Genomic DNA, 14,382 nt, shown 5'->3' on the forward strand with positions numbered 1-14,382 from the left:
TCCTACTTTGATTAAATAAATAATTAAAAAATCAATTTACGAGAAAGATCTATTTACACAAAAGATTTGACAGTTTCGAAGTAATTTGAGGATTACTTTTGAAAAATTCATCATTAGTTGAAATACTATCCATTAATTCTTTTAATTGTCGTATTCTATTTCTTTTTGCTTCTATCGGAATTAATGAACAATATACAAAGAGTAATACTACAATGTTGTATACGAATTTTTTTCTAAGTTGTTTTCTTCTAGTCTGTGTTGATACAATGTTTAATCTTTTAATAAAATTTGTGATTTCAATATCTGGATGTTTAGACTCATCCATTTTTTCAGCAATATTATTTATTAAACAATTATTATGTGAGGTTGCGTTCCTTAAATCGCGAATAATATTCATAAATTTATTTTTAGGAATAATCTCTTCTTTATAGCTATCTTCATAATATTGACATATGTGAAGTAAGGTGCCAAAAGAAATTAATTCAACTAAAACCCAAATTGGAAAAAATGGATAATATTTTTTTATTAAGTTACGACAATACTCGCCTGATTTGTGCTGTTGTATGTTCTTTAGAGTATGAAAATTTTTGTCCTCAGAAGTTAAGTAATTTTTCACAAGAGAATATCCATCTTCATTCTCGTTCTGAGTGGTACTATTTATTAGCTTAACCTTGATTTGAGTCTCTATATCTAAACACATATCTCTTATCATATTTCTTATTGAGGCATCAATATTATACAATTCTTTCAAGTAAGCAAAATCTAATTTTTGATACTGTCCTTTTCTGTTTCCTTCTAATATCTTAGGATAAAGTTGCCGATAAGCTGCAACTTTAAAATAATACATGGTTTCTTTCAAAAATACTTTAGCTTCTTCTTCAGTACAAAGCTCAAATTTGATCCCTTTTTTGTTCATATGTTGAATCAACTGATCAACGGTCATCATTTGTTTCATACGTATTCCTCAATCTTTTTAGTTTCTACTAAAATATTATACTAAAGGGAACATAGGAACGGCTACACTTTTAAAAAAATACCCCATGCAAAATCGCATGAGGTATCTTCTAAATAATTATCTATCTAATTATTTTTCATCACGTGAGTATGACTTAACGTCCGCATCAATTTCTTTAATAAAGTCATCAAGGCTCATTGAGTTTTCTTCATCAGTACCGTAAGGACGTACGTTTACGCCGTTAGCCTTCATTTCGTCATCACCTAATACCAAAGTGTAAGGTACCTTTTGAGTTTGTGATTCACGAATCTTGTAACCCATCTTTTCGTTACGAGTATCAACTTCTGCTCTGAAGCCACTCTTAGCAAGTTCTTGACGAACCTTTTCTGCATATTCACCATGAGCATCAAGGTTAACTGGGATAATTTCAACTTGAACTGGAGCAAGCCAAGTTGGGAAGGCACCCTTGTAGATTTCAGTAAGGTAAGCAATGAATCTTTCCATCGTACCAACGATACCACGGTGAATCATAACTGGACGGTGTTCTTCACCATCTTTACCAACGTAAGTTAAGCCAAATCTTTCTGGAAGCATGAAGTCAAGTTGGATAGTTGACATAGTCTCATCGTTACCCAAAGCAGTCTTAGTTTGAATATCAAGCTTAGGGCCGTAGAAGGCAGCTTCACCTTCAGCTTCAACGTAGTCAAGACCAAGATCATCCATAGCGCCCTTAAGCATCTTTTGACTTCTTTCCCACATTTCATCGTTTGCAAAGTACTTGTCAGTATTCTTTGGATCACGGTATGAAAGTCTGAAGTAGTAATCAGTAATATCGAAGTCCTTGTATACGTCCATGATTAACTTCAAAATCTTAGCGAATTCAGTTTGAACTTGATCTAAGGCAACAAAAGTGTGACCGTCATTCAAAGTCATTTCACGTACACGTTGAAGACCTGACAAAGCACCTGACTTTTCATATCTGTGCATCATACCAAGTTCAGCAACACGAAGTGGTAAATCACGGTATGAACGAATGTGGTGCTTATAAATTTGAATATGTGAAGGACAGTTCATTGGACGAAGTTCAAGCATTTCGCCATCACCCATATCCATTGGTGGGAACATATCATCACGATAGTGTGCCCAGTGCCCTGAAGTCTTGTAAGCATCAAGGTTCATTAATACTGGAGTGTAAACGTGTTGGTAGCCGTCAGCAACTTCACGGTCAATGATGTAACGTTCAACAACACGACGAATAGTAGCACCCTTTGGCATCCAGTAAGGAAGACCTGCACCAACCTTAGGATCAACGAAGAAGAGGTCAAGGTCACGACCGATAGTTCTGTGGTCGCGTTCCTTAATTTCTGCACGACGCTTTAAGTCATCCTTCAAAGCAGCTTCCTTGAAGAATGCAGTACCGAAGATTCTTTGAAGCATTGGGTTTGATGACTTGCCAAGCCAGTAAGCACCAGCAACTGACAAAAGCTTGAAGTGCTTAATCTTACCAGTGTTTGGCAATAAAGCATCAAAGCCAAAGTCAACAAAGTCACCTAACTTGTAAGCATCAACCTTGTTGGCATCAATTTTCTTCAAAAGATCAGTCTTGTAAGGGTCATTCTTGAAAATATCTTCAAGTTCTGACTTGTTCATTACAACGTGTTCAATTGCTTGACCACTCTTAACCAACTTTTCCATAGCCTTTTCAAGTTCTGGCAATTCGGTAACCTTAATTTGGTCTTCCTTGTCAGTATCTACGTAAAAGCCGCCTTCATCAGCAACATGTTGACCTAAATGAAGTTCTGGGTACTTATTCTTGGCAACTGCTTCAAGTGCAAATGCTGCAGTAGCTCTTAAAATGTCTAAGCCTTCTTCATCCTTGTCAGTAAGAATAGCAACTTCAACATCACTGTCAATTTCATAATCAAGTGGCTTAACAACGCCATTTACTTTAGCACCAACGGCAGCTTTTCCAAGAGATGTAGCAATTGATGAAGCTACTTGCTTAACTGAAACAGCCTTATCAAATTCTTTCTTTGAACCGTCTGGCAAAGTAATTGCAAAACTCATATTTTTACCTCCAATAAAAAAATCCCAGTGCTAATAAAAGCACTGGGACGTGTTAATTGCGTGGTTCCACCCAAAATTCAGGTTAGCGTACGTCTAACCTCTCGTACGGATTAATAAAGGTATCCAACCTATAAAAATTCAACTTTGGGAATAAACGATTGGGGTGATTTTTCTAATGAAGAGCTTCCAGAACTAGGCTCTTCTCTCTGAAGCGAAAACCATCATGTCTCGTTTAATTAACTTCAATTATACGCATCAAAACAAACGATGCAAGACTTTTTTTAATTAATGTGAAAAATTTCGCCGATCGGGTCCTGAAACCACTACTTCTTTGGCTAAAAAGCGTACACGCTGCATTAATCTCTTAGCTTTAATCGGATCAACCGCATTACGCGTCTCTTTAAAATGGGATTCAAGTGCCTTCATATCCAAATTAGAGGAGAAGAAGGTTGGCAAAACATTATCCATTCTTGCCTGCAAAATCACGCCTAAAACGTCATCACGCGACCATTGACTTAATGTTTCTGCGCCAATATCATCTAAAATTAGCACATCGCACTCAGCCAAATTCTTAATCTCATCCTGCAAACTATTATCACCAAAATGACTCGACAAACCTGCAATAAAGGTTGGCACATGTAAAAATACCACATTACGATCAAAATTGGTGGCAATATAATTTGCCAGCCCAGCCAACATATAAGTTTTGCCAATGCCAAAATCACCTGACAAATAAAGCCCTTGTTGGTGTGGGGCAGCTTGATATTTCTTTAAAAAAGCATAAATCAAGGTCAATGCTTGTTGGCGATCATCCGTCACGGCAAGATCGCTTAAATTAACATCATGTAATTTAGCTGGCAGATCAATCAAATGCAAGCGTCTTTTGGCTGCTCGCTGCTGGTCAGCAACAATCTTAGCCTGGGTAGGTGTATAACGAACATCAATTACCTTGCCATTTAAAAATAATTGCGGAGCATAGCCTGCTAGTACCTGATTTTTACTGTGCTTTTGGGCATAATATTCATAAATATTAGCCATGCTATTTTGAACAATTGCCTTATTCAACCGTTTTTCATTAGCTTTCAGAAAAGCCTGAACATCTGGATCATGCAAAGCTGTTTTTAAAAGTTCCTGTTCATTGCCCAAATTGCGCTCTTTCACAATTTTTTTAAGCAAATCTCCGATTGCTTCCATTGTTTCACCTACTTTTTATCCAGTTACTTATTTTTCAAATCTTTGAAAATATTTTTCAATTGCTCAGTTGACATGCCTTCGTTTTTTGCCTTTTTCTTGCTCCAATCAGTGCCTTTTTCTACTCGTTTATTTGGACGATATGAACGGCGATTTTGTTTCTTAAGCATGTCAGCTTTTCGCTTCTTCACATATTCTAAAGCTTGCACGCCAGTACTGATACCACTTTGGAGCCAATCATTAGCAATTCGGTAAGCACGGTTCGATGTCACTACTTTGTCATAAGTCAGACAAGTATGAATTAAAATATTAACCAAGTCTTCTGGTAAGCCATACTGAGTATGCAATTGATTAATAATATAATTTTCTCCTGGCGCAACGATGCCGCCCTTTTCTGCTTTTAATTTATATAAAAACTCAGAAGGTGAATTTTCGTTTGCTTCCAAAAGCAATTTTTTATCATCATCATCCAAGCCTTTGATTGTCGCAATCGCTCTTTTCTTGCCTTCTTCAATTTGCTTTTGAATATTTTCTCTCGTATTCAACCGCTTATAGTTTTCGGCGATAGTATTGCTAATTTCTCGCATGTTTAACTTATGTGTGCCATGCAAACAAGGAATAGTTTCATCGACAAATTCTTGTTCATCTAAATTATAGGTTTGAATTAACCCGCGAATTTGTTCCTTTTTAGTTTCTACTTCCTGAGCAGGAATCTGATAAGTATTATATTGATCTTTAATAAAACCCCAATCAATTGGATCTTGATCGTTAATCTGGGCTGTTTTAATCTCAGGTACCTTATTTTCTTGCGCTGCTTCTACCACTTCGCTAGATGGATTAATTGCTTCATCCCCTGGCAAACGGAAAACATCAAAGAAATTCGCTGATACATCACGGGCATTTTTTATTGGTTTTTCCCGCAGTTTCGCTTCTTTAGCAAAAGAACTACTCAAATCATGAAAAGTCGGACTACCAACCTTTTCCTTCAATAAGCTCGCCAGTAGCGGTGTTGCAAAGAATTTATCCGCACTAGGAACCTGCAACAGTTTAAAAACAATAATGTTGTTAAAAACATTATCAGACAAAAAAGTCTGCACTAATCCGACTGCTTCAAGCTTATGTAGCGAGCGGAACAGATCCTTTAAACTGCAATCAAGTTGCTCTTGCAGTGAATAAATTCCTTTTGCATCAGAAATAATACCATAAGGATCATAGTCATTAATTAAAGTCTGATACAAAGCAACTGCGACTGCACCCACTAGCGGCTGATAAAGCTTAATCAAGATATTTTCATCTTCTGGAAAAAGGGTGATCTTATTTGCCACATAATATAGATGTTTTGGATCAGACGTTGCAAACATGACTAATTACCCTTTCCTTTTTTAGCCATCATGTCTTCCATGGTCTTCATAAAACTAGACATATCTTTGAATTCACGATAAATCGAAGCAAAACGAATATAAGCTACGTCATCCAAATTAGCCAAATCATCCATAACATATTGACCAATCTTCTTAGACGAAATTTCACTAACGCCTTGCTTTCTTATTTTATTTTCAACATGATCAACTAATTGCTCAAATTGCTCACTACTAATTGGACGCTTTTGTCCAGCCGCCATTACTCCATGTAAAATCTTCTTGCGACTAAACGGTTCACGCGTACCATCGTTTTTAACTACCAACAATGGTGCAGTTTCAATCCGTTCAAAAGTAGTAAAACGAAAACCACAATTTTCACATTCTCTACGCCGTCTAATGGCACGGTTTTCATCACTTGGTCGTGAATCAATTACCCGAGATGCATTTTGATGACAATTTGGACATTCCATAGCTATCCCTCTTCTCTGATTTTTACCAATAATTGTGCTAACTTGTTTTCTAATTCTTTTATTGTACCAGTATTGTCAATTACAAAATCAGCCATTTGCGCTTTTTTTGTTAATGACATCTGACTCTTAATTCGGCTTTCAGCTTCTGCGTCAGTCAAATTATTACGCTCTTTTAACCGTTCTAATTGCATTTTTTTCGGTAAAGTAATCACCAAGACACCATCAGCCACATGTTTTTGAGCTAGTCCTGATTCAAAATAAACAGGAGCATCTAGCACAACTATTGCTTGATCATGATATTTTTTTAATAATTCTTTAGTCTGCGCAAAAATTAATGGATGAGTCAGTTCATTTAATTGAGCTAAAGCTTGCGGATCGTTAAAGACTAACTGCCCTAGCTTTTTGCGATTAATCGTTTGATCAGCATTTAAATATTCCGAGCCAAAATGATTCTTGATTGCTAGCCAAGAAGCTTGCCCCGGCTGCATTAATTCATGAGCAATCTGATCATCATCAATCACTGAAATATTATTTTTCTTAAAAAAATCATCTGCTGTACTCTTACCGGTTGCAATTCCACCAGTTAAAGCTAAAACATAGGTCATTGATAAACCACCTGACAATGTGGGCAGAAAGTAGTTCCTCTGCCCGATACTTTAATTTTTTCTAGTTCTGTACCACATTTAGGACAGGGCTCACCGGCATGACCATATACTTTCAGCATTTTTTGATAACCACCAATATTACCATTAGCATCTAGATAAGTATGCACTGTCGTTCCGCGCTCCTGCGTAGCAATATTAATGGTTTGATTAATATTATGATGTAGCTTTTTTACCTTATCCACCGGGATTTTATTGGCAACACTTAAGGGATGAATATCACTCTGCCAGAGTGTTTCATCAACATAAATATTGCCTAACCCCGCAACAACAGTCTGATCAAGCAAAGCATTTTTAATATTTTTCTTTCTGCGACTTAGAGTATTAATAAAATAATCTGTTGAAAATTCGGCACTATTAGGCTCAGGGCCTAGTTTGCCAATTCCAGTAGTCTGACGCTCGGTCCCGGTTAAAATTAACTGCATCCGGCCAAACTTGCGCACATCATTATAGCGCAAAGCAGTCTGATCAGTAAAAATAAATTCCACATGATCGTGCTTATCCTTAGGTGCATCCGGAGTGGTAAGGTGATATTTCCCTTCCATCCGTAAATGCGACACAATTGTTAAATTATCACTCAAACGAATCAGTAAATACTTAGCATATCGGTCAATTTTGAGAATCTTTTTACCCGGTAATTCGGACAAAAATTTTTCATGATCTGTTGCGACAATTTTTGGATACCAGAGTACTACTTTTTCAATTGTTTTACCAACAATTAACGGTGTTAAAGTTCTTCTTACCGTCTCAACTTCAGGCATTTCTGGCAATTAAATCACCTACTTTGCATCATACCAATTATGGCCCCAACCAGAATCCGCAATTAGTGGCACATCAAGTTTAACCGCTGATTGCATAATCTCTGGGACAATCTTTTTAATGGTTTCCAATTCATCCTTTGGCACATCAAAGATTAATTCATCATGTACTTGAACCACCATCTTCGTCTTCAAATGCAATTCATCTAACTTTTTTTGCATATTAATCATAGCAATTTTGATAATATCAGCGGCTGAACCTTGAATTGGCGAATTGATTGCCGTTCTTTCTGCAAATGAACGGACCGTGAATTTTTTAGCATGAATATCTGGTAAATAGCGTCTTCTATGCATAATTGTTTCAGCATAGCCTTTTTCACGTGCTTCTTGCACTGCCTTATTCATGTAATCTTTAATTTGTGGATATTGTTTAAAGTAATTATCGATAAATTCTTGGGCACGTTTTCTAGAAATGCCTAAGTTCTTTGACAAACCATAATCGGAAATACCATAAACAATTCCAAAGTTAACCGCCTTAGCATGACGCCGCATTAACGGAGTTACCTCATTAGGTGAATCTAAATGGAAGATTCTCATTGCAGTATGTGAGTGAATATCATAGCCGGTCTTAAAGGCTTTTTGCATATTTTGATCACCAGAAACATGAGCTAATACTCGCAATTCAACTTGGGAATAATCACAAGAGAAGATGTAACCATCAGGATTGGTTGGCACAAAGGCTTTTCTGATTTGCTTTCCTTCTTCAGTTCGTGTAGGAATATTCTGCAAGTTAGGATCAACACTAGAAAGTCGACCGGTTGCTGTTAATGTCTGTAGATAACGCGTATGTACGCGACCATCTGGCTGAATCACATCAAGCAAGCCCTTGACATAAGTTGATTGAATCTTAGCAATTTGCCGATAATCTAAAATTTCACTAACAATCGGACTTTGTGTCTTTAATTGGTCTAATACCTCAACAGAAGTGGAATAACCAGTCTTGGTCTTTTTAATTACTGGTAAATTCAATTTTTCAAACAAAATATGACCTAATTGCTTAGGTGAATTCAAATTAAAGCGCTCGCCAGCTTGTTGATAAATCTTGTCTTCCAATTCTTTTAGTCGAACAGCAAATTCATTTTGAAGTTCAAGCAAGGTACTTGCTTCTACTTTCATCCCGTCAATTTCCATTCGAGCTAAAACGCGCGCTGTTGGAATTTCAATTGTTTCAAACAAGTCATCTTGTTCATGTTCCTTCAGTTTCTTAAGCAGTGGCTTCTTTAAACTTTCGATTGCATTTACCTTTGAAGCAAGATGGTTAAACAGTTCATCGTCATCATCAGGAATATGCTCACTTTTACCCTTGCCATAAACTTCAACATCAGTTTTAACTGAATAATCACCATATAGATGAGCAATTTCACCAAGATCATTAGAGTTATTCTCATTATTGACCAAGTATGAAGCAAGTAACATATCATAGTCTTGACCATGAACATGAATCCCCAACCGGTTCAAACCAACCATCGTCCGCTTCAGATCAAAGACATTTTTCTTAATTTGTTCGTTTTCTAAAATATGACGCAAATTATCTTCTTGTAAAAGCTCAACGTCGCGTGAAACATAGATTTGATCATTAATCTTTAAAGCAAAACCGACAAATGGTGCAAGATGATAGTTAGCCCCAAGCATTGCTAGGTAAAACTCAATCTTGTCATCAGCAGTAGTCTTAATTTCCTTCACATTATCGTCAGTAAGAACTGTATATTCCACTTTTTCTACTCCAGTAGCGTCTTGTCCTTGACCACTTGCATTTAATTCTGCCAAAAACTTGCGGAAATTCATCTTTTCATAAAATTGACGCAGCTTTTCATAATCAACCGGTTGGCGCTTAACATCCGCAATATCAAGAGAAACTGGAGCATGACGATCGATCGTAGCTAATTTTTTACCTAAAATAGCATTATGCTTGTCACGAATTAAACGTTCCTTACGTTTAGAAGCTTTCAAGTCATCAATATGATCGTACAGATTTTCAACTGTATGGTATTTTTGGATCAAGTTAGAAGCTGTCTTAGGACCAATTCCTTCAACACCAGGATAATTATCCGATGAATCTCCCATTAAAGCCTTCATATCAATGAATTCAGTTGGCGTTACGCCATTGACTTCTTTCATATGTTCAGGAGTATAAGCTTCAAGCTGTGATACACCCGACTTAGTCACTTCAACTGTTGTCTTGTCTGAAGCTAGCTGAGTCAAATCACGGTCCCCTGTCACAATTGTAGTCGTAAATCCATTTTCTTCACCCTTAGTAGCAAAAGTACCAATAATATCATCAGCCTCATAGTCCTTTAATTCATAGGTTTTAATGCCTAAGTCATGCAACATTTCTTGAATATAAGGCATCTGTTCTAATAACTCTTCTGGAGTTTTAGCACGGCCACCCTTATAGTCGCCATACATCTTTGTTCTAAAAGTTACTTTGCCCGCATCAAAAGCCACTAAAACATGGGTTGGCTCAACATCCTTTAAAAGCACATCGAGCATATTTTTAAAAGCATAAATGGCATTAGTATGTAAACCATCTGGACTCTTAAATGATTCTAGTTGGCGGTAAAGTGCGTAGAAGGCTCTAAAAGCTACAGAGTTACCATCGATTAGAAGCAATTTTTTATCAGCCATTTTCTCTCCCTTTAACAAATAGATCTATTCTTTTACTTATCTATTTTACCAGTTTTCATAGTAATCTTTCAGCATGTTGTTTGAAAGAAAAAGGCTAGTCGCAATTGACTAACCTAGAAAAAATTATTCTGCACTATCTTGCTTGCCGGCTTCATCCCAAACTTTCTTCATAGCTGGCAACTTACCTAATTCGGTCATTTCTTCTTTGCCAACTACAACTAAATTATTGGGACCTTGAGCCAATTGGTTAAAGCTATCCAAACTTTGATTTCTGAAATAGCCTTCACCAGCATTAGACAAGGCATCCTGCATCTTTTGTACCCGATATGCATCGGCATCAGCTTGCGTTTTGACTGCTTCTGCATTAGCCTTAGCCGTAGCAACTAAGGCATCATTTTTTGCCTTAGTGGTCATTTCAATGGTTCTAGCTTCACCTTCAGCTTTAGCAATTGCGGCAGTCTTTTCACGATCAGCAGTCAATTGCTTATCCATTGCTCGCTGAATTTCTGGACTTGGCAATAATTCATCGACATTTACTCGGACAACTTTAATCCCATAAATATCAGTTAAATCACCGGTTGCAGTAAACAATTGGTCATTAATTTCTTTAGTTGAACCTAAAGCAGAGTTTAAATCCATTCGACCAATGATATCCCGCAAGTGGCCACGAATTAATTGCACCATTGATTCTACTGAATCAGTGTTGTTATAGAAGTAACGATAAGCATCAGTTACTAGATAGTTTAACGTTAACGAAGTAGTAATCTCAGCATTATCTTTGGTAATGATTGAATACTTAGATATTTCAAGTGGCTGCAAAGCTAGTGGTACTTTGCGAATTCGTTGAAACAATGGCCAAACAAAAATAAAGCCCGCTTTTACAGTTTTAGAATACTTGCCTAAGGTTTCAACTAACCCCTCATTATTTTGGGGTACAATTCTAAAACCACAACAAACATAAGCAATCAATAAAACAATAATTATTCCACACACAACTTTTGCGATCATGATTTTTACCTCACAAGTTAATCTTCTTTCTTTTCTGTACCTAACTTCTTGGCAATCTCACCCAATAAATCTTCTCTTCCGCTAAGAGTATTGAGCCGCTCGTCAAGTAGCTTAGTATATTCATATCTATTCATTTGATCCAAATTATCCCATGCATTTGGAATCTCTACTCTAAAAGGGATGCCATTATGCAAAATAATTTGATCATAAAACATGTTGATAGCAGTGGCGGAATTTAGTCCTAGCTTTTTGAGGATTGCTTCTGCCTTCTCCTTTTTTTCGGGATTCATTCTGACATAAAGCCCCGTTGTTTTCTCAGCCATAAGAAATTCCCCTTTCTTTACGCCACAATTATATATTGAATGCATATCGTTTGTATATAGATTTTAGAAATATTTGGGTAACAAAAAGGACCAAGCTTTCGCTTGGTCCTTCCTGTGCGCCCACTATCAAGATCTGAATATAATGTTGTAAAAAGAAATATATTTTAAGAAAGTTAATAGCGGGCACTGTAAAGAGTATATAGATATAAGTATGTATCTAATATTTAGGTGAGAGTACATACTAGATAAATTAGGAATAAGCTATAGCACTCTCGAGATAGGATAAAGGTTTAATTACATATATCGCCTTCTTTCAAATAGTCATAAATTAAAACTTGCTGTGCTTGAGTACTTTCATTGCAGTTGCACGAACCCACTGCTTTTGCGTACCTAATCTGTAGTACCATTTGCCATTGATCTTCTTTTTTGCAAAAGTCTTCCAATTAGTACCGACGCTTAAAGTTCTCTTAGTCTTTTTGCCATGAGCGTTAACTAATCTAACCCTTTTGACTACGCGTGCAATTCTTCTAAATTTATGACTGATACTAGTCTTCTTAGCCTTCTTGGCTTTCTTGTTCTTTTGAGCCTTCTTAGTTGGAGCAAGCTTCTTAGCCGGCTCTTGTTGCAAGCTAAGGTCACTAGCATTCACCCATTTATCGCTATTAGCAATTTGGTAAAAGACTTGTGCTCCCTTAGTCATTTGAATAGTCAATTGAACAATTTGATCACCATTAATATGATCAACAACTTGACCAGCTTCGTTATAAACAGGGATTGAACCGAGATTCAATCTAGCTGTTAATTGAACAGGTTCTGCTTGAACGGCTGGAGTTGTATTTTCTGTGATAGTTGGTGCTGAAGTATCAACTGAAGTCGTTGGAACTTCAGGTACCGCTGGTGTTGGCGTTTGAGGTTGAACAACCATGCCGCCATTAGGATCAACAGAAACTGCTGGATGTTGTAAGTTGTTCAATTGCGCTTGTGCTTGAGTAAGTCTGGTTTGAGCTGCTTGTAAATTATTTCTTGCAGTTGTTACAGCTTGTTGAGCTGCGTCAATTTGGTGTTGGGCAGCGTCTCTAGCTGGTTGAAGAGCTTGCAAAGCGTTTTGAGCATTAGTCAAATCAGTCTGTGCACTAGTTAAAGCTCTTTGTGCATCTTGAACGGCTTGACGAGGATGCTGTAATGATTGCAATTGATTGGTCAAACGTTCAATGTTGGTTTGATCAGCAGTTACTGCTCGTTGAGCAGTTTGTAATGCAGCTTTAGCATTATCTAAAGCATTCTTAGCAGCACTTGCTGCTTGATCCTTAGCTGTTTTGTTGTTACTTGCTTGATCATAGGCAGTTTGTGCAGCGATAACGGCGGCACTAGCATCAGCTAAATCATGTTGAGCAGCATCAACAGCAGCTTGTAAGTCAGCATGAGAGCCAGTTGAAGTAGTTAATGGCAAGTTATCGTTTTGATTAAACTTAGTTGAATCATCAATATAGCTAGGATCAACCGGATTCATATGGAATGCCAAGGTATCGCCATACTTAGAAAACGACAACCCCATGTACTTGCTATCAGGATGAGTCAAAGTTAATGTATGTCCCCAACCGGAACTTTCATCATTAAAGAGCATGTTGGAAACTACACCGTATAAACTATTTTTAACGTCGTCCATTGTTACTACATTTAAATCAGGTGCAGACATTTGATCATAGGTGCCTTCAGGATTTTGATGGGTGCTATCATAATCTGGCACCCAGCCTTTTTGGTAGTATCCCATTGCTTCCTCATAAGCTCTAGTGATGCCGACATCCTCATAGCCGGCTTGAAGAGCAGGAACGTCATGCCCCCTGCTTTCAGAATCCCAATTATCTTCTTCATAGCCTTGGGCAACTTTATCAGATAGCTTCATTGCCGACTTGTTGTATTCAAGCGACTCATAGCCTAATTGATGGCGAATACCGTTTAACAAGTTCAGGTAATACATTCGCAAATCATTCTTTTGGGTATCGGTAATATCAGCCATATTAATAACATTACGTTGATCTGCTTCATTAGAATGGTAACGATTCTGCAAAAGTAAGCCTGCACCTGCATTTTTAATGGCATCCTTAATGCTTTGAGGAGCAGTTGCCAATGTATGATGTTGATCAAAGTAATCCTGAGCTTGATTTATTGCCGTCTTAAAAGCATTATCAATTTCAATTTGATTACTGTTGCGTTCATGAGCTGCATTATGCAAAGCTTGTTTAGCTGCAGTTAATACAGCTTGTTTGCTTTCTTCATTTGCCTTGGCAGCGTCTAATGCCGCTTTCTTGGCATTAGCATCGCTAGCAGCGGTTTCTGCTTCTGATTTAGCAGTATTATAAGCAGCCTGTTTTTGATCAGAATCATTTTGCTTAGTAACTACTGCAGCTTCAGCGGCGGTCTTTTCTTGATTGGCTTGGTCCAAGCTGTGTTGAGCCTGAGCAATCTTATCCGGTGTGGCATCAGCGGCGGCTCTTTGAGCTGCAGCTAATGCGGCTTGCTTATGATCAACAACCTTTTGTGCATCTTGCACGGTCTGGGATTGATGATCATAAGCAGTAATTGCACCTTCATGGTCAGCCTTAGCTTGTTGCAAGGCATTTTCTTTGTTTGTCACGGTATTTTTGGCTGTGTTAACTGCTACCTGCGCTGAATCTACATTTGCTTGAGCATTCTGAATTGGATCAGCGGCTACTTGATGATCAGCGGTTGTCGTACCTTCTTGAGTAGTTGCCGCCTTAACCTGATTGTTATTGACGAGCAACAAGCCTGCAAGAGTAGCTGCACTCAAACTAGCAAACCAAAATTTTTTATTCATTTATATTTCCTTTCTCTACCAGAAAAGGCGGAAATATAATCTTCCGTCTTTTCTTTATGCGCCTTT

Annotated in this window: 11 protein-coding genes; all 11 read right to left on the minus strand. The window is 37.4% G+C overall.

The features are described from left to right. Nucleotides 1–49: 49 nt before the first annotated feature. The gene (locus Q0Y84_RS03775) at nt 50–955 is read right to left on the minus strand and encodes an Abi family protein (protein ID WP_297951037.1); all 906 of its coding nucleotides are present in this window, start codon (nt 953–955) and stop codon (nt 50–52) included. Nucleotides 956–1,084: 129 nt separating this feature from the next. Next, nucleotides 1,085–3,022, minus strand: a complete 1,938-nt coding sequence (gene thrS / locus Q0Y84_RS03780; RefSeq protein ID WP_297951039.1) for a threonine--tRNA ligase — start codon at nt 3,020–3,022, stop codon at nt 1,085–1,087. Nucleotides 3,023–3,307: 285 nt separating this feature from the next. After that, a complete protein-coding gene (dnaI, locus tag Q0Y84_RS03785; protein ID WP_297951041.1) occupies nt 3,308–4,216 on the minus strand; it encodes a primosomal protein DnaI in 909 nt (302 codons plus the stop codon). Between the two features lie 23 nt (nt 4,217–4,239). Further along, complete coding sequence (locus Q0Y84_RS03790; RefSeq protein ID WP_297951043.1) at nt 4,240–5,574, minus strand: DnaD domain protein; 1,335 nt, start codon at nt 5,572–5,574, stop codon at nt 4,240–4,242. A gap of 2 nt (nt 5,575–5,576) precedes the next feature. Next, on the minus strand, nt 5,577–6,044 hold the full coding sequence (nrdR, locus tag Q0Y84_RS03795; protein WP_297951045.1) for a transcriptional regulator NrdR: 468 nt from the start codon (nt 6,042–6,044) through the stop codon (nt 5,577–5,579). 2 nt (nt 6,045–6,046) lie between these two features. Next, nucleotides 6,047–6,649, minus strand: a complete 603-nt coding sequence (gene coaE / locus Q0Y84_RS03800) for a dephospho-CoA kinase (protein ID WP_297951047.1) — start codon at nt 6,647–6,649, stop codon at nt 6,047–6,049. After that, entirely contained in the window at nt 6,646–7,476 is an 831-nt protein-coding gene (mutM, locus tag Q0Y84_RS03805) for a bifunctional DNA-formamidopyrimidine glycosylase/DNA-(apurinic or apyrimidinic site) lyase (RefSeq protein WP_297951049.1), read from the minus strand. Before mutM ends, coaE begins: the two co-directional genes overlap by 4 nt. A 9-nt stretch (nt 7,477–7,485) precedes the next feature. Next, nucleotides 7,486–10,149 carry a DNA polymerase I gene (gene polA / locus Q0Y84_RS03810; protein WP_297951051.1) on the minus strand — a complete coding sequence of 888 codons (2,664 nt, stop codon included), beginning with the start codon at nt 10,147–10,149 and terminating at the stop codon, nt 7,486–7,488. A 123-nt stretch (nt 10,150–10,272) separates the two neighbouring features. Then, a complete protein-coding gene (locus tag Q0Y84_RS03815) occupies nt 10,273–11,157 on the minus strand; it encodes an SPFH domain-containing protein (RefSeq protein ID WP_297951053.1) in 885 nt (294 codons plus the stop codon). Between the two features lie 17 nt (nt 11,158–11,174). After that, nucleotides 11,175–11,480, minus strand: a complete 306-nt coding sequence (locus Q0Y84_RS03820) for a type II toxin-antitoxin system RelB/DinJ family antitoxin (protein WP_297951055.1) — start codon at nt 11,478–11,480, stop codon at nt 11,175–11,177. A gap of 328 nt (nt 11,481–11,808) precedes the next feature. Beyond that, on the minus strand, nt 11,809–14,316 hold the full coding sequence (locus Q0Y84_RS03825; protein ID WP_297951057.1) for an SEC10/PgrA surface exclusion domain-containing protein: 2,508 nt from the start codon (nt 14,314–14,316) through the stop codon (nt 11,809–11,811). Between the last annotated feature and the right edge of the window lie 66 nt (nt 14,317–14,382).

Origin of the sequence: uncultured Lactobacillus sp. (assembly GCF_947367125.1) — a bacterium.
Lineage (GTDB): Bacteria > Bacillota > Bacilli > Lactobacillales > Lactobacillaceae > Lactobacillus.